This is a genomic window from Epibacterium sp. HA2-3, assembly GCF_055693725.2.
Genome location: NZ_CM172490.1, coordinates 542,063 through 559,060 on the forward strand (window position 1 = coordinate 542,063; position 16,998 = coordinate 559,060).

At 60.1% G+C, this 16,998-nt stretch carries 15 protein-coding genes and 1 riboswitch; of the genes, 3 read left to right on the forward strand and 12 right to left on the reverse strand.

All coding sequences use genetic code 11. The features are described 5' to 3' along the window. Positions 1–9: 9 nt before the first annotated feature. Complete coding sequence (locus ACZ1HH_RS02610) at positions 10–831, forward strand: DUF3100 domain-containing protein (protein WP_472637231.1); 822 nt, start codon at positions 10–12, stop codon at positions 829–831. A 2-nt stretch (positions 832–833) separates the two neighbouring features. Further along, complete coding sequence (locus tag ACZ1HH_RS02615) at positions 834–1,310, forward strand: hypothetical protein (protein ID WP_472637232.1); 477 nt, start codon at positions 834–836, stop codon at positions 1,308–1,310. A gap of 150 nt (positions 1,311–1,460) precedes the next feature. Here ACZ1HH_RS02615 and nrdF read toward each other — a convergent pair whose 3' ends face one another. The 9 genes from nrdF to ACZ1HH_RS02660 form a co-directional block, all read right to left on the reverse strand. Further along, complete coding sequence (gene nrdF, locus ACZ1HH_RS02620) at positions 1,461–2,438, reverse strand: class 1b ribonucleoside-diphosphate reductase subunit beta (RefSeq protein ID WP_044026669.1); 978 nt, start codon at positions 2,436–2,438, stop codon at positions 1,461–1,463. Between the two features lie 100 nt (positions 2,439–2,538). Continuing rightward, complete coding sequence (gene nrdE / locus ACZ1HH_RS02625; RefSeq protein ID WP_472637233.1) at positions 2,539–4,671, reverse strand: class 1b ribonucleoside-diphosphate reductase subunit alpha; 2,133 nt, start codon at positions 4,669–4,671, stop codon at positions 2,539–2,541. Beyond that, positions 4,653–5,075, reverse strand: a complete 423-nt coding sequence (gene nrdI / locus ACZ1HH_RS02630) for a class Ib ribonucleoside-diphosphate reductase assembly flavoprotein NrdI (protein WP_011537868.1) — start codon at positions 5,073–5,075, stop codon at positions 4,653–4,655. Before nrdI ends, nrdE begins: the two co-directional genes overlap by 19 nt. A gap of 21 nt (positions 5,076–5,096) precedes the next feature. Next, entirely contained in the window at positions 5,097–5,318 is a 222-nt protein-coding gene (gene nrdH / locus ACZ1HH_RS02635) for a glutaredoxin-like protein NrdH (RefSeq protein WP_472637234.1), read from the reverse strand. A 101-nt stretch (positions 5,319–5,419) separates the two neighbouring features. Continuing rightward, positions 5,420–5,612, reverse strand: a riboswitch (cobalamin riboswitch). A gap of 244 nt (positions 5,613–5,856) precedes the next feature. Continuing rightward, positions 5,857–6,231: a GFA family protein gene (locus ACZ1HH_RS02640; protein ID WP_487320360.1), complete on the reverse strand. Its 375-nt coding sequence runs from the start codon at positions 6,229–6,231 to the stop codon at positions 5,857–5,859. Positions 6,232–6,257: 26 nt separating this feature from the next. Then, positions 6,258–7,292 carry an ACR3 family arsenite efflux transporter gene (gene arsB / locus ACZ1HH_RS02645; protein WP_472637235.1) on the reverse strand — a complete coding sequence of 345 codons (1,035 nt, stop codon included), beginning with the start codon at positions 7,290–7,292 and terminating at the stop codon, positions 6,258–6,260. After that, entirely contained in the window at positions 7,289–8,563 is a 1,275-nt protein-coding gene (gene arsJ / locus ACZ1HH_RS02650; RefSeq protein WP_472637236.1) for an organoarsenical effux MFS transporter ArsJ, read from the reverse strand. Before arsJ ends, arsB begins: the two co-directional genes overlap by 4 nt. Further along, positions 8,560–9,558, reverse strand: a complete 999-nt coding sequence (locus tag ACZ1HH_RS02655) for an ArsJ-associated glyceraldehyde-3-phosphate dehydrogenase (RefSeq protein WP_472637237.1) — start codon at positions 9,556–9,558, stop codon at positions 8,560–8,562. Before ACZ1HH_RS02655 ends, arsJ begins: the two co-directional genes overlap by 4 nt. Before the next feature lie 41 nt (positions 9,559–9,599). Further along, the gene (locus tag ACZ1HH_RS02660) at positions 9,600–10,430 is read right to left on the reverse strand and encodes an arsenate reductase/protein-tyrosine-phosphatase family protein (protein WP_416367975.1); all 831 of its coding nucleotides are present in this window, start codon (positions 10,428–10,430) and stop codon (positions 9,600–9,602) included. A 697-nt stretch (positions 10,431–11,127) separates the two neighbouring features. On the opposite strand from ACZ1HH_RS02660, the gene ACZ1HH_RS02665 reads away from it, so the two are divergent. After that, on the forward strand, positions 11,128–11,700 hold the full coding sequence (locus ACZ1HH_RS02665) for a trypsin-like serine peptidase (protein WP_044026670.1): 573 nt from the start codon (positions 11,128–11,130) through the stop codon (positions 11,698–11,700). A gap of 121 nt (positions 11,701–11,821) precedes the next feature. Here the strand turns inward: ACZ1HH_RS02665 and ACZ1HH_RS02670 are convergent, their stop codons facing one another. Genes ACZ1HH_RS02670 through ACZ1HH_RS02680 form a run of 3 tightly spaced genes read right to left on the reverse strand, consistent with a single transcriptional unit; the run spans position 11,822 to position 16,898 of the window. Continuing rightward, positions 11,822–12,994: an HlyD family type I secretion periplasmic adaptor subunit gene (locus ACZ1HH_RS02670; RefSeq protein WP_011537876.1), complete on the reverse strand. Its 1,173-nt coding sequence runs from the start codon at positions 12,992–12,994 to the stop codon at positions 11,822–11,824. Next, positions 12,991–15,606 carry a type I secretion system permease/ATPase gene (locus tag ACZ1HH_RS02675; RefSeq protein WP_487320361.1) on the reverse strand — a complete coding sequence of 872 codons (2,616 nt, stop codon included), beginning with the start codon at positions 15,604–15,606 and terminating at the stop codon, positions 12,991–12,993. The genes ACZ1HH_RS02670 and ACZ1HH_RS02675 overlap by 4 nt, the downstream gene beginning before the upstream one ends. After that, on the reverse strand, positions 15,603–16,898 hold the full coding sequence (locus tag ACZ1HH_RS02680; RefSeq protein WP_472637239.1) for a TolC family protein: 1,296 nt from the start codon (positions 16,896–16,898) through the stop codon (positions 15,603–15,605). The genes ACZ1HH_RS02675 and ACZ1HH_RS02680 overlap by 4 nt, the downstream gene beginning before the upstream one ends. Between the last annotated feature and the right edge of the window lie 100 nt (positions 16,899–16,998).

Consider the following 16,998-nt stretch of genomic DNA (forward strand, 5'->3'; position numbering starts at 1 on the left):
AGTATATTCATGAATATCAAGGACATCGTCCTAGATTGGCGATTGCACCTGAGTGCGGTTGTCATCACGGTAGTCGCCGAGGCCATCGGCGTTGTCAAAGTTCCCATCGGCTTTGGAGCGATCCTGCTGCTGCCGTTGCTTTATGCTTTTGTGCTGGGGCTCTTGATCAACCCCAATGTCGTGGGTGCGGCAAAGGTCTGGATCTCGGATCGCAACGTGAAGGCTGCCTCTCCGATGATTGTGATCGCGATCATGCCCTTCATTGCCAAATTTGGCACCATTATCGGCCCCTCGATGGAGACCATCATTGCCGCCGGGCCAGCGCTGATCCTTCAGGAGCTTGGGAACCTCGCCACTATCGTGCTCGCCTTTCCGGTGGCGGTGCTTGTGTTGCGCATGGGCCGAGAGTCGATTGGCGCCTGTTTCTCTGTCGCGCGCGAACCCAATATCGCGATCATCGCGGATAAATACGGTCTCAAAAGCCAGGAGGGCGCTGGGGTCATGGGCGTCTATGTGATCGGCACGCTCTTTGGCACGTTCATCTTTGCCATTCTGGCGTCGATCCTCGCCACCACCGGGATGTTTTCCATTGAAGCGCTCGCCATGGCCTGCGGTATCGGCTCCGGGTCGATGATGGCGGCTTGTTCTGGTGCCCTCGCCAGTGCTGTGCCCGAAATGAAAGACCAGATCCTCGCGCTGGCGGGCGCCAGTAATGTACTGACCTACGCCACTGGCATGTATCTTTGTGTCTTCGTCGCACTGCCGGTGACTGAAAAACTTTATGATTGGCTGGGTTCCAAAGAAACCACGGCCCCACAGGCGGGAGAATAATCATGAGCGAGACGCAGTCTTTCGAAGATCCGACCGTTGAGCAGAAACTGGGCCTTGGCGTGCATGCTGCGGCGTTGATTGTCGTGTGCGTGGTGGTGCTCGTGGGCAATACCGTGGCCACTGACAACAGCCTGCCCGACGGGCTGGTCGGGCTCATTGTGTTGTGGCTGATCTCTATGGTGGGGCTGACGCTGACCGAGATCGTCCCGTTCAAACTGCCTTCGGTGGCGTGGATTTCGCTTGTCGGCATCATTGCAACCTTGCCCTGGACCCCCGGCAGCGCCTGGGTGCTGGATAAGGTTGCGCATGTAAACTTCCTGACGCTCGCAACCCCGTGTTTGGCCTATGCGGGTATCGCGATTGCCAAACGCGAGATCGACATTGCCAAGACCTCGGGCTGGAAAATTGCGGTGGTTGCGGTTCTGGTGATGACAGGCACCTACGTGGGCTCGGCCGTCGTGGCGCAGATGTTCCTCTGATCTCGTGCTCTCGCCCTTGTCTTGCCGGGTGCAAATCGGGCGGGGCAAGGGCGGATTGCTCTAGGGTGGCCTCACGTGCCACCGCAGAGGAGACAAAAAAGCCGCCAGCGGGAACCCCGCGGCGGCTTTCGTGTTTTGAGGACCAGTCCCTCAGAAATCCCAGTCGTCATCCTCGGTCGCAACTGCCTTGCCGATCACATAGCTTGAGCCGGACCCGGAAAAGAAGTCGTGGTTTTCATCCGACCCCGGCGACAGTGCGGCCATGATTGCCGGATTGACGCGGCAGGTCTCTTCCGGGAACAGGGCCTCAAAGCCAAGGTTCTGCAGCGCCTTGTTGGCGTTATAGTGCAGGAAGTTCTTCACATCCTCTGTGAGCCCAAGCCCATCATAGAGCTGCTCTGTGTAGCGCGCCTCGATATCATAGAGGTCAAACAGCAGACCAAAGGCAAAATCCTTAAGCTCCTTGCGCTCAGCCTCGCTGGCGCGCTCCAGGCCGCGCTGGAACTTGTAGCCGATGTAATAGCCGTGAATGGCCTCGTCGCGAATGATCAGACGAATGAGGTCTGCGGTGTTGGTCAGACGCGCGCGGCTCGACCAGTGCATCGGCAGATAGAAGCCCGAATAGAACAGGAAGCTCTCAAGGAACACGCTGGCGATCTTTTTGCGCAGCGGCGAGGCGGTGGCGTCATATTCGCCGAGGATCAGACGCGATTTTGCCTGCAGATGCTCGTTTTCCGCCGACCAGCGGAAGGCTTCATCCACTTCGGTGGTCTGACAGAGGGTCGAAAACACCGAGGAATAAGACCGCGCGTGCACCGCTTCCATGAAGGAGATGTTGCTCAGCACAGCCTCTTCATGTGGGGTGATCGCGTCCTGCATCAGGGTCGGCGCGCCTACGGCATTCTGGATCGTATCCAGAAGCGTGAGGCCAGTGAACACCCGAATGGTCAGGGTCTGCTCGTCCGGTGTGAGCTGGGACCACGACTGGATGTCATTGGACAGCGGCACCTTTTCCGGCAGCCAGAAGTTTACCGTCAGCCGGTTCCAGATCTCCAGATCCTTGTCGTCCTGCAGCCGGTTCCAGTTGATCGCTTTGGGGACAGCGCGGGCTTGGGTCATATCTTTCATACACTCGATCTCAGCAGCTTGGGGGCGAGGCCCCTTCATCTTTTCCAAAATACCTCGGGGGCGGCCACGGAGGTGGCCGGGGGCAGAGCCCCCACCCGATTTACAGCGAACAGGACACGCAGCCTTCGACTTCGGTGCCTTCGAGGGCCTGCTGGCGCAGGCGGATGTAGTAGATCGTCTTGATCCCCTTCTTCCACGCGTAGATCTGCGCGCGGTTGATGTCGCGGGTCGATGCTTCCGCCGGGAAGAACAGGGTCAGCGAAAGCCCCTGATCGACGTGCTGTGTGGCCGCCGCATATGTGTCGATGATCGCCTCAGGCCCGATCTCATAGGCATCGCGGTAATATTCGAGGTTATCATTGGTCATATAGGGCGCGGGATAGTAGACGCGGCCGATCTTGCCTTCCTTGCGGATCTCGATCTTTGCGGTGATCGGGTGGATCGAGGAGGTGGCATAGTTGATATAGCTGATCGAGCCGGTGGGCGGCACCGCCTGAAGGTTGCGGTTATAAAGCCCGTGCTTCATCACCTTGTCGCGCAGCGCTTCCCAGTCTTTGCGGGTCGGGATCTCGATACCTGCGGTCTCAAACAGCTCTTTCACCCGGTCCGTTTCCGGCAGCCAGTCCTGTTCGACATATTTCTCAAAGAAGCTGCCATCGGCATAGGCCGAGTCTTCAAACCCTTTGAACTTGGATTTCTTTTCCTTTGCCAAGGCGTTCGAGGCGCTGATCGCATGATACAGAACAGTGCAGAAGTAGATATTGGTGAAATCCACACCTTCTGCGCTGCCGTAATGGATGCGCTCGCGGGCGAGGTATCCATGCAGGTTCATCTGACCGAGACCAATGGCGTGGCCTTCTTCATTGCCCTTGCGGATGGAAGGCACAGAATCGATGCTCGACATTTCAGACACTGCATTGAGCGCGCGGATCGCGGTACCCACGGTGCCTGCCAGATCGCCACCGTCCATCGCACGGGCGATGTTCATGGAGCCAAGGTTGCAGGAAATATCCGTGCCCATCTGCTCATAGGACAGGTCGTCATTGAATTTGGACGGCTCGTTGACCTGCAGGATCTCCGAGCAGAGGTTCGACATCGCAATGCGGCCCGCAATCGGGTTTGCGGCATTCACCGTGTCCTCGAACATGATGTAAGGGTAGCCGGACTCGAACTGGATCTCGGCAATGGTCTGGAAGAACGCGCGCGCGTTGATCTTCTTTTTGCGGATCTGCGGGTTGTCGACCATCTCGTGATATTTCTCGGTGACCGAGATTTCCGAGAAGGCCTGACCGTAGACCTTTTCCACGTCATGCGGCGAGAACAGATACATGTCCTCGTTTTTCTTGGCGAGTTGGAAGGTGATATCCGGGATCACCACGCCCAGCGACAGCGTCTTGATGCGGATCTTCTCATCCGCGTTTTCGCGCTTGGTATCTAAGAAACGCAGAATGTCCGGGTGATGCGCGTTCAGATAAACCGCGCCGGCGCCCTGGCGTGCGCCCAGCTGGTTGGCGTAGGAAAAGCTGTCCTCAAGAAGCTTCATCACCGGGATGACGCCCGAAGACTGGTTCTCGATGCCCTTGATCGGGGCGCCGTGTTCACGAATGTTGGTCAGCATCAAGGCCACGCCACCGCCGCGCTTCGACAGTTGCAGCGCCGAGTTGATGCCGCGCCCGATCGACTCCATGTTGTCTTCGAGACGCAAGAGGAAGCAGGACACAAACTCGCCACGGGCCTTTTTGCCGGCATTGAGGAAGGTTGGCGTTGCAGGCTGGAAACGACCGTCGATGATCTCTGACATCAGCTTCATCGCGAGCTTTTCATCGCCACGTGCCAGCGTCAGCGCGTTCATCACCACACGATCTTCATAGCGCTCGAGATAGCGCTGCCCGTCACGGGTCTTGAGCGTGTAGGAGGTGTAGTATTTGAACGCCCCGAGGAAGGACGGGAAGCGGAACTTCTTGGCGTAGGCCGCGTCCCAGATCTTGCGGTGGAAGTTGCGGGAATATTGATCCAGCACTTCGGGCTCGTAATAGCCTTTCTCGACGAGGTAGCCGAGCTTTTCATCCAGCGAGTGAAAGAACACGGTGTTCTGGTTCACATGTTGCAGGAAATACTGCCGGGCCGCCATACGGTCGGCGTCGAACTGGATGTTGCCCTCGTCGTCATAGAGGTTCAACATCGCGTTCAGCGCGTGATAGTCGAGATCGGCGGTTACGCTTGCGTCAAGCATGTCTGCTGCTCCTGTGCCGCCCAGAACCGGGCGAGGCCCGCGCGCATGCGGGCGATGTCTGTTTCGGTTCCCGCCAACTCAAAGCGGTAAAGGACGGGGACATTGCATTTCTTGGCGATCACATCCCCCGCGAGGGCAAAGGTGTCACCAAAGTTGCGGTTGCCTCCGGCAATCACACCCCTGAGGAGGGCACGATTGCGGCTGTTATTCAGAAATTTGATGACCGGTTTTGGCACTGCGCCCCGGCCTTCACCATCGGCAAAGGTTGGCGTCACCAACACGTAGGGCGCATCTACCTCGGGGGAAGGCTCCGTCTGCGGCAGCCGCAGAGCCTCAAGCCCCAGTCGCTCCATCAAACGGGCCGTATTGCCCGAACGGGAGGAGTAATAGACAAGCCCGACCACTTACCCGGTCACCTTTTACCTTTATGCCAACTGGCCGATCAGGTCAGGGCGAAAACCAGCCCAGTGCTCTTCGCCAGCGACCACCACGGGTGCTTGACGATAGCCCAGACCCTGCACCATTTCCAGAGCAGCGGCATCTTGTGTCAGATCAACGAGGTCAAAAGAGATCCCTTTCGCCTCAAGAGCGCGGGTGGTGGCGGTGCACTGCACGCAGGCAGGTTTTGAATAGACAGTGATGCTCATCTGCAAGATCCCCTCAGGTGTTGTCCTTCTGGGCGGAGAGGCCACGGCAGCCGACACCGGTTCCGGTGTCAGATGACGCGTCCGGGCCCACCGCCGCGGTCGTCGTGTGTCGTGCTCTGGCAGGTCTCCTGGCTTCGCGGCTCAAACGCCCCCTCCCGCCTTCCCAACGCAGCAATGCGTCAGTGGCACGGGCAGGGCTTGCCGCTTACAGTTGCGGGGGCAGCACCGGATTTTCACCAGTTTCCCTCTTCGCTTGCGAGTCGCCTCGAAAGAACCAAAGCAACACGATATTGATGCAGATGCGCGAAATGGTCAATATATGGTGTAGGACGCGTTGATTTTTGTTTTCCACAGGGCAGGGTGTTCGCCCGCGGTTTCTTTGTGGCTGCAATGTAAGGGGATCGGCAAATTCGCACACCCTTACCCCCATCTTTATCCACAGTCTTGGATCAGACGGGCCGTGTGAAATTGTCGCGCAGCTGTGTCCTGCAAGACATACTACATACAAAGACGCCTCCGGCGCGCGCCGTCCCGGCCCTCACGCCCCGCGATTGCGAGAGTGCTGATGGGCTCTGGCGAGCGGGGTGAGCCAGTGCTCGCGCCGGTCTGTCCATAGCTCATAGGTCGGCGTGAACTGGTTTGGCTGATCCATTGCTCCGAGATGGAGTTCTACCTCACCTTCGCTGCATGAATAGACCGATGATCCGCATCTCGGGCAAAAATGTCGGCCCTGATATTGTTGCGTCTGGCCGAATACTTCGACCTCCTCAGCCGGGTAAACCGCCGCGGCCCAGAACACCGCACCATGGTGCTTGCGACAATCCATGCAGTGACACAGGCCGACACCGATGGGGGGGCCGGAGGCTCTGACGCGGATATCGCCGCACAGGCAGCTTGCAGTGACCTCGGACATGGTGGACCTCCTCAGCGCATGAGGGCTCAGCTTGCCTGGTGGTCTGCTCCGGTCAAGGCAAACCTGGCACGGGTGCGATTGGCAAAGGCCACCAGTGTCAGCATCACTGGAACCTCGACCAGTACGCCAACCACGGTTGCGAGCGCCGCCCCGGAGTGAAGCCCAAAGAGGCTGATCGCGACAGCCACCGCCAGTTCAAAGAAATTCGACGTCCCGATCAGCGCGCAGGGTGCTGCGATCCGATGTGGCACCCGCAGCGCATAGGCGGCGCCATAGGCGAGAAAGAAGATCCCGTAGCTCTGGATCAGGATGGGCACGGCGATCATCGCAATCACGCTTGGGCGGTCCAGAATGACCTGACCTTGCAGGCCAAACAGGATCACCACCGTTGCGATCAGCCCCAGCATCGAGAGCGGTTTGATCCGTGCGAGAAAGGCCGTGATGCGCGCCTCTTCCGCCAAGCGGTTGCGGGTCCAGAGACCGGCCATCAGCGGCAGAGCAACAAACAGCACCGCCGACAGGATCAGCGTGCTCCATGGCACCTCAATGTCCGTGACACCCAAGAGAAAGGCCACGATAGGGGCAAAGGCCACCACCATGATGAGATCGTTCACCGAGACTTGCAGCAGGGTGTAGCTTTCGTCGCCCCGGGTGAGTTGCGACCACACAAAAACCATCGCGGTGCAGGGCGCGGCCCCCAAAAGGATCAGCCCCGCGATATACTGCTGTGCGTCTTGGGGCTCCAGAAAGGGTGCAAAGATCACCTCGAAGAACAGCACGCCAAGTGCGGCCATGGTAAAGGGTTTGATCAGCCAGTTGACCACCAGCGTGATCGCAAGGCCCTTGGGCTGGCGCGCCACGTCCCGCAGGCTTCGTGGGTTCACGCCAATCATCATCGGGTAAACCATGGCCCAGATCAGTGCCGCGACCACCAGATTGACACGGGCCACCTCCAGCGCGGCGATGGCCTCCATCACGCCGGGGGCCAGACTGCCAAGCGCAATGCCTGCCGTCATCGCCAATGCCACCCAGAGGCTCAGGTATTTTTCGAAGATGCTCATGCCGTGGCTCGTTCAGATGTTGGGGCAGAGAGGCGCCCTGCAGCCAATGCGCTGAGTGCGATCATCAGGGCTGCGGTGCCAAGGCAGGCCGCGACCCCGCCCAGTTGATAGGTGAGACCAGAAAGCAATGTGCCCAGGAGCCGCCCACCCGCATTGGCCATGTAGTAAAAGCCCACATCCATCGTGACCCGCTCGTCCTTGGAGAAGGCAAGGATCAGGTAGGAATGCAGCGAGGAGTTCACCGCAAAGAGCGCCCCAAACAGCAAGAGGCCGATGACCAGTGTTGCCGTGAGCCAAGGCGCGGGCGCGCCAGACATCACCACGGCCACGGTCAGAGCCGCCGGAACCAACGCCAGCAGGCTCGCCCAGTGCCGCGCGGCGGAAATCAGCTCTGCCTCAGAGCGGCTCGAGGCCCGTAGGATGCGCGGCGCCGCCGCCTGCACCGCCCCGTAGCAGATGATCCAGACTGCCATGAAGCTGCCGATCATGAAGAACGCCGCGCGGTTGCCAGCCTCGGTGCCGTCCGAGAGGACGGCGTAGAAATAGACCGGAATGCCGACCACGAACCACACATCGCGCGCCCCGAAGAGAAACACCCGCGCCGCCGAGAGCCAGTTGATGTTGGCGGACTTGGAGAAGACCTCGGAAAATTTCGCGCCTTTGCGTCCCGCCGGCAGCCCCTTTGGCATCGCGATCAGAACCGCAATCAGGATCGCGGCCAGGATCAGCGCCATTCCGAGCGTGGCCCATGTGAACCCGGCAAGCGCCAGAAGCACCGCGCCCAGCCCAAAGCCCAGCCCTTTGACCGCGTTCTTGGACCCTGTCAGCACCGCAACCCAGCGAAACAACCCGTCGCCTTCTTTGGGGGCGAGCAGTTTCACGGCAGATTTGGACGCCATCTTGGCCAGATCCTTCGCCACACCCGACAGGCCCTGAACTCCCATCACAAAGGCAACCGACGTGGCGATCTGCCAGCCGGGATCAAGCTGCGTCAATGCAAGCAGCGCCACCACTTGCAGCGCAAGCCCCGCATAAAGTGTGGTCGTCAACCCGAACCGCGCAGCAATCCAGCCCGCCGAGAGATTGGTGACCATGCCCGCGATCTCGTAGAGTATAAAGAGATAGGCCAGCTGCACCGGGCTGAAGCCCAGCGTGTGAAAGTGCAACAGCACCAACATGCGCAGCGCGCCATCCGTGAGCATGAAGGCCCAATAGGCTGCGGTCACCGCCATATAGGCGGCAAGGCCATTTTGCGCGGGCGATTGGGTCACAGGCTCTCACCCACCATCAGCGCCACGTCCACCAGACGATGCGCATAGCCCATCTCATTGTCGTACCACGCGTAGATCTTCACCTGCGTTCCGTTCACGACCATGGTCGAGGGCGCATCCACAATAGACGACCGCGTGTCGTTGGTGTAATCGGCCGAGACCAGCGGGCGCAGCTCATAGCCAAGGATGCCGTCGAGTGCGCCATCGGCAGCCTCTTGGAACAGGGCATTCACCTCTTCGACCGTGGTGTCGCGCGCGACCTCAAAGACGCAATCCGTGAGCGATGCATTGAGAAGCGGCACCCGCACGGCGTGGCCGTTCAGCTTCCCTTCTAGCTCCGGGTAGATCAGCGTGATCGCCGTGGCGCTGCCGGTGGTGGTCGGGATCAGCGAGTTGAGCGCCGAGCGCGCGCGCCGCAGATCCTTGGCAGGGCGGTCCACGATGGTCTGGGTATTGGTTACGTCATGGATCGTTGTCATTGATCCGTGTTTGATGCCGATCCCCTCGTGCAGCACTTTGACCACGGGCGCGAGGCAGTTGGTGGTGCAGCTTGCCGCGGTCACAATCCGATGGCGGGACGGGTCATAAATGTCATGATTGACACCCATCACGATATTCGCCGCATCTCCGTCCTTGACCGGGGCAGAGACCACGACCTTTTTGACGCCAGCCTCAAAGTAAGGCGCAAGCTTTGCTTCGGTCTTAAAAACGCCGGTGCAGTCGATCACGACATCAACGCCGTCCAGCGGCAGATCCGCAAGATTGGTCTTGTTCAGAACGGGCAGGCGGGTGCCGTCGATGGTGATGCTCTCGGCGTCGCTTGAGAACTCTGCGTCCCAGCGGCCATGAACCGTATCAAACTCCAGAAGATGTGCGTGCATTTCAGCATCGCCCACCGCGTCATTGATCCAGGCGATCTGAGCGCCGCGCTCGAGCAGGGGTTTGAGGGCCAGTTTGCCCATCCGGCCGAGGCCATTTACTGCGTAGACGGTCATCTGCTGTCCTTTATATCGATTGGGTCGCGCCCCTTGGGGCTTCAGTGTGTGCGGGCGATGTCGTCAACCGCTCGTTGCAGCGAAATCCGGTCCAGCTCCGTAAAGGGCAGGGCGGCAAAGGCGCGGATCCGGTTCTTGAGCGTGCCATAGGCCTGCTGAAAGGCAAGACTCTGTTCCGCTTCGCTGCCTTCGGCCTTGACCGGGTCAGGCATGCCCCAGTGGCCAGAGATCGGCTGACCTTCCCACGCCGGGCATTCCTCATTGGCGGCGCGATCACAGACGGTAAAGACGAAGTCGAACTTTGGCGCGGTATCCCCGATAAACTCGGAGACGTTCTTTGCGCGCAGCCGGCTCACGTCATGGCCCTTGCTGCGCAACACGTCGAGCGCGACCGGGTTCAGCTCGGAATAGGGGCGGGTGCCCGCCGAGTAGACATTGAACCGCTCGGCGCCCTCGCTGTGCAGGATCGTTTCGGCAAAGATCGACCGGGCAGAGTTGCCGGTACAGATGAAGAGGACATTGTATTTAGAGTCGGGCATGGCGGGGGCCTCCGATGTCATGTCTGCAGACGCGGGAACGCAGAGGTCCGGACGGCCACGGCAGCAGTCGAGAAACAGGGCATCAAGCGTTTCGCGCATGCCTGTCATATCGACCTGATAGTTGAGCCATGTGCCCTCGCGGGTTTGCGTCACCAATCCGGCCTGCATCAAAGCAGATAAATATGACGACAATGTACTGGGCTTCACATCCAGCGCTGTCGCGATCTCTCCTGCGGGAACACGGTCGGGATAGCGGCGCATCAAAAGCCGAAACACCATGAGGCGCTGCGGGTGGCCCAGAACGGACAGGCGAAGGGGAATCTCTTTTTCCATATTTCGGGTTTTATCGAAATATTGATGCGGTGCAAGAAAATTCAGCCAGGTCGCACTAGGTGGCCGGAAGCCTTTGCCAAAAGGCCGGTGTTCCGGTTCTGAAAGGCTCCTTGGGCGGAGCAGTCTTAGGGTGCGCTTTGTCGAAGTTCGGGTCTTCGGGCCGGGCGGTCGAGGACAGCTAAAAGTTTAACGACCTGCGGAGCGATTCAGAGGATCTTAATCCGGGTAAATGTGGCAGAAAGGACAATTTCTGCCGCCCCGACCTGCCGATTTATGAAGAAATTACCCTCCAAACCGAGAACAATGCGCACTCATCGATGCGAGAGAAGATACAATTTGTTATAAATTTCAGGATATTAGTGACAATTTGTCCAAATTGTTAACTTTTCCACCTGCAAATCCTTAATTTTCTGGCATTCTGGCAACGTCTGACCTGGGGGGGTTAAGATTTGTTAAGACTGACACAATCAATCCATGTTTTGGTCCAAGGCCTGCAAGGGCCAGCCATATTCCAGCCGCACGCCTGAACGAGTGTGGAGTTGTGGGAACATGGAGTGGAAACATGAGACGAGTGCTTGCGATTATCGCGGCTTGCTTATCCTTAGGCCTTGCCGAAACAGCGACTGCTAAAGATGGACGTGCCAGCAGCCTTCCGGGGTGGGAAGCGGTTGGTAGATTGAATATTGCTGGCAAGTATATGTGCACCGGCACGTTGATTGCACCAAATCTGGTACTAACTGCGGCGCATTGCGTGTATGACGCTCGCACCGGCCAGCGGGTGAACCCGCGCGGTATCCGTTTTGAAGCGGGGCTTGATGGGCGCCGGGTCAAAGCGCAGCGTTCTGTGTCAAAAGCAGTGGTGCATCCGGCCTATGAATTCCGCACCGGCGGCAACTCGCAGCTCGGTGCCGATCTTGCGGTTCTGCGTCTGTCTCAGCCGATCAACCGCTCTGACATCCGCCCTTTTGCGATGTCGGCCTCCGCCAATCAGGGCGCCAGCGTGGATGTGCTCTCTTATAGCTATCACAACGCCACCCGCGCCAGCCGCGAACAGGATTGTCAGGTGCTGTCGCGCCGGACCCGGACCCTCGTGATGTCGTGCAGAGTGGATTTTGGGGCCTCGGGTGCTCCGGTTCTGGAAATCACGCCCGGCCAGCCGCCCAAGATCGTTTCGGTGATCTCGTCCAAGGCTGCCATGGGGCGTCGCCCGGTCTCGATCGGAACGGCTCTGGACCGGACCCTGCGGGCGATGATGCAAAACGCGATCTGAGGACCTTTTTATAGACCGCACGCGACATGTGGCCAAAACGGCAAACCGTCGCCGCGTAAGCATCCAGAGTTATCGACAGGATCCGGTGCCAGAATGGTAACCGGACATTGTCGTTTCCCACCTATGGCTCCCGGAAGGCTTCGCGTGATTTATAGAGCGGTTTCAAAAGGTAACTGAGGATCGTCTTTGATCCGGTTTGCAGCTCTGCCGTGGCACGCATGCCGGGGCGGATTTCGATTTGTTTCTGGCGCGCGGTCAGGCTGGAGCGGTCTACGCGCACGGTGACCCGGTAAAACGGGGCCGCGCGGGGGTCGCGCTCATCCTCAAAGGTATCGGCGGACACGATGTCCACCTTGCCCCGGAGCGAACCATAAATCGTGTAGTCATAGGCGGTGAGCTTGATGGTCACATCCTGCCCGCGCTGCACATTGGCGATGTCTTCGGGTTTGACACGGGCTTCGACAAAGAGCTCTTCGCCCAAAGGAATTATCTCGAGGATCTCATCACCGGGGCGCACCACGCCACCGATGGTGGTCACGGCGAGGCTGTTGACGATCCCCGCCATGGGCGAGGTGATCACCGTCCGGTCAAGCTGGTCACGCGCAAGCCGCTGTTCCTGACGCAGCGATGTCAGCTCGCGCAGAGTGTCGGAATATTCTTCGGCGAGCGTCAATTCGGCCTGGGTACCGATCTCGTCGAATTTGGCCTGCGCGTCGCTCACCTTTTTCTTGGCCTCGTTCACCTCAAGCAGTGCGACAATCTTCTGTTCGTGCAGGGACTGCAGGTTGGAAAGCTCGTTCTTCAGCTGACGCAGGATGTCCTCGGCGCTGTTGCGGCGGCTGTCAAAGTCGCTCTGACGCGCCTTGAGCAGCGCGCGTTCCGAGGCAAGGATGTCCGGTGAACGGCTTGCCAGTGCGTCAGGGACGGCAAACTCATAGGCACCCTCGATCTCCGCCTCGAGGCGGTATTGCTTGATCTCAAGCGCATCAATCTGGTCTTGGAGATCGTCAGAGGCCGCCCGAAATTTGGTATCCTGCAGCTTGGCGAGGATCTGCCCGGCCTGCACGGTATCGCCTTGACGCACATAGAGTTCCGCAAGGATGCCGCCTTCGAGGTTCTGTACGATTTGCGCCCGCGATGAGGAGACAACCTGCCCGTCGGCGCGCACGATCTCGTCCACCGAGGCAAAACCGGCCCAGGTGACAAACATAACGAGCACCAGCGCCACCAGCTTGATCATGCGGCTGGCGCCATGGGTGCCTTCAAGGATGTCCATGTCAGCTGCGATGCTCATGAGGCTTTGCTCCCCCCGTTCAGATGCGCCAGCACCTCGTCGCGTGGCCCGTCCACAACCATGCGCCCGGCCTGCAGGATCAAGGTGCGGTTAGTGAGCGACAGGATCGGCATACGGTGCGTTGCCACAATGGCAGTGCGCGTCCCGAGCCAGCTGTCCAGACGGCTCACCAGCGTGCGTTCAAGCGTCTGATCGAGCGCCGCGGTGGGTTCGTCCAAAAGCACGACCGACGGGTTCTGCAAGTGCAGGCGCGCCCATCCCACAGCTTGACGCTGACCGATCGAAAGGCCCGCGCCTCCGTCACCGATTTCAAGGTCGAGCCCGCGCGGGTGTCCCCGCACGAAGGCCGCAAGCCCTGCAAACTCAAGCGCCTCCATGATCCGCTCGTCTTCATGAGGCAGATAGGAGAGGTTCAGGTTGTCGCGCAGCGTGCCTGCAAAGAGGCGCACCTCCTGGCCGAGATAGCCGATGTGGCGCCGCAGGTCGCGCGGCTCGATCTGGCTCATATCGGTGCCGTCCAGCATCACGCGCCCACGTTCGGGGGTGTAAAGCCCGGCGAGCAGCTTCAGAAGCGTCGATTTTCCGGACCCGTTGACGCCAAGAATGGCAACGCGCTGACCGGGGAGCACCGCAACCGCAGGAACATCTACTGTCGGCGCTGCATCAGGGTCATAGCGAAATACAACTTCGCGCAGCTCGAAACGGCCTTCGATGCTCTCGCGGCGCAGGTAGGCGCGGCCCTTTTCGCGCTCCTGCGGGGCGTCTGCGATCATATCGAGCGCATCGAGCGCCGCACGCACATTGCTCCAGCGCGCCAGCGTGCCTGCAAACTGCGTGAGCGGTGCGAGTGTGCGGCTTGTCAGGATACCTGTTGCGATGATCGTGCCGACCGTGAACTCACCGGCGAACACCATATAAGTACCTAGAATTACAGCACAAATATAGGTGGCCTGCTGCACCCCCTGCGACCAGTAGGTGAGCGCACTTGCGAGTTTGCGCTGGCCGTTGGAGGCCTGAGAGGACAGGAGGTTCAGCTCATCCCAGAGACGCAGGACACGTTCCTCGCCACGTTGGGTCTTGATGGTCTCCATCTCATTGACCACCTCATTCAGCAGCCGCCCGCTCTTGGTGGAGGCACCTTGCGCCAGTCGGGTCATCGCCAGCATCTTTTTCTGGATGAAATAGGCGGGCAAGAGCATCAGGACGGCGCCGATCAGGATGACATAGACGACCGGCCCACCAATCGAGGCGACCAGCAAGAGGAACACCGCGATGAAGGGCACGTCGGCCAGGGTCGACAGGGTTGAGGAAGTAAAGAACTCGCGCACCGAGGCGAAATCCCGCAGCGCTGCAAAGAGACCCGACGGGGGCAGGGGGCTCTGATCCATCTTGAGGCCGATCACCCGACGCATCAGCTTGTGCTGCACGGCCATATCGATTTGGCGGCCTGCCGCATCGGTGATCCGGGCACGTGCCAGCTTCAGGATGCCTTCCATCCCGATCGCCATGAGGGCCCCGATGGCGAGCACCCAGAGGGTCGCCTGCGACTGATGGGGCACCACGCGGTCATAGACCTGCAGGGAGAACAATGCCACCGCAACCGCGAGTACATTGGCCACCAGAGAGCCCAGCATGATCTCGCCCATCTGTCTGCGATACTTGGGGAATTCTCCCCAGAACCAATGCGAGCTATCCAGCTGAGGCGTATGGCGCTGCGTCAGTTGCGACAGAGTCGCGCGTGTCGTGAGGATCTGGCCCGCATAATAGGGCATGAACTCCTGCATCGGCACTTCGGCGCGCCCATCGGGGCAGGTGCTGTCGTAAATGGTAACGCCAGCCTTGCCTTGAGAAAGCACCAGAACGGGCTGTCCGCCCTGCATGATGGCGATGCCCGGCCAGTGCCGGGGTGTGGGGCGTTTCACGCTTTGCACGCGGGCCTTGAGGCCAGCGGTGATCAGCGCGCTCATCATGGCTTCGGGGCGCAGGGCTGCGGGACCGCTGGCCTGAAGATGCTCGAGCATATCCTGTGCGTGAAGCGTGCAGCCCCGCAAAGCTGCAAGGCGACAGAGCAGCTGTGCCCGTGCTTTGAGGCGTCCCAACGTGTCTTCCGCCGCGACCATGGACGCAGAGGCAGCTTCGGTCTCGCGAGCCGTTTGCGGCGCGGGCTCCGGGCGCATCTGGTCTTGATCCGCTGCTTCGGCGTTCTGTGGATCCTCTTCGGGTTCGAAAGTGGCCAGTGGCTCTGTTGCCGGCGCGGCGTCCGGCTTTGTTGCGGCAGGGCGGGGCGCCACGAAGGATTCGATCTCAATTGGATCTACGGCAGGGGGGGCTTGCGTTTGGGGGGCGGCGGGTGTCTCGGCTGCTGCGGGCTTTGCTTTGCGTTGCAGAAACTTAGGGACAGAGAGCCGCGCATCCAACTTGGCTTCGGCGTTTGCGGGCTTTGGGTTCGCTGTCGGCGCGACCATGGAGATCTTGACCGGCCCCTCGGTCTGGTTCGCAGCGTCTCCGCGTCGTTTGCGGGTCAGGTTGGGCGTGATCGAAGACAGCTTCAGCCCACGTTTTGCGGGCTTGGAGGCGGGGGGTGCGGGCGTATGCGAGTCCTGATCCGTCAAATCTTGTCCCCATCTGCAAGCAGACCCAGAGAGGCGGCGAGTGCCAGTTGGATCATGACCACTTCATATTTCGCGTCGATATAGGCCTGCTCGCGTTTCACCAGTTCCTCGTAGATCGGGATCACGTCCATCACCGGTCTTTGACCGGCCTCGAACTGGGCTTTGAACAGGTTGTAGGTCTCGCGGCTGGCGCGTGACAGGGCCAAGGCCTCGCGCTCCTGGCGGCGATAGGACGCAAGACGTTGCATCTCGCGGCTGTATTCACGGCGGGCATCTTCTTCTGCCTCACCAATCCGGCGCAAGGCCGCTTGTTTGGAGGCCTCGACCGCGCGCAGGGCGGCTGGCGTGCCCAGTCCGAGAGGTTCGGCAAGGTTCAGCAAAACGCCGGCGCCATTGCCCTCGCTGCCGACCTGTCCGCTGGCCGAGACCTGCGGCAGCAGGCCGGCGCGTTCCATCTTGGCCTGTTCAATGGCGCGGGTGGCCTCCGACTTGGCTTTGAGGACGCTTAGATAGTTGCTGCCATCCGGTGGCAGATCTAGGCTCAGGCGTTGGGGCGAGGCTGGAAAACTCTGCCCCGTCATGGCTTGAAGCTCTGCACGGGCGGTGCGTGCGGCATCATTGGCTGTGGCCATGCTCGATTGCATGCCACTGATTTTGGATTGCACCACATTGAGGTCGGAGCGGTCTGAAACGCCACCATTCACCCGCCCTACAACCACGCGTTCAAAGTCGCGCATGGTACGGATGGCGCGGTGGGCGTAGGCGGCTTTCTCATCGCCGCGCAAACCGGATACATAAAGCGAGAGCGCGGTTTTGACGCGGTCGTTCATATCTGCCGAGAGGGTCACGGCAGCCACTTCGACGTCCGCGGCGGCAAAGGCGCGCTCGGCCTTGCGACGTCCGTTGTCGAAAAGAACCTGCTCGAGGAGCATGCTGGCCACCATCTCGCCGAGATCGTTCAGGCTGACGGTTGGCCGCAGCGACGGCAGCCAGTTCGTCGATTTTGCCTCTGCACGCAGCTTGGCACTGATCAGCGCAGCTTCGGACGCCCGGGCAGATGCCGAGAGCGCCGCAGAGGCCACCGTGTCATATGCGGTGCCACCCTGCAGCAGGGATTGGCGCTGCATCAGCGCCGTGATCACTTCCGATTGGGGCGTGTCTTCGGCCTGCGCGAAATTGCTGCGCCCCGCGGTGCTGTCTTGCGTACCCGACAGGGTGCCGGGGAGTGGCAGACCACACGCCGTCAGGCTGCACAAAAGTGCAACGGCAGAAATGCGTCGTGCCAGAGCCATAGAAATCCCTCGTGCCTCAAACTGTCCCGCGGTTTGTCCGTGGGTTATTGCGTGCGCGCAGCCCGTAGCCTTGCCTGAAGAGGCAGCAAGGGGCTGCGCG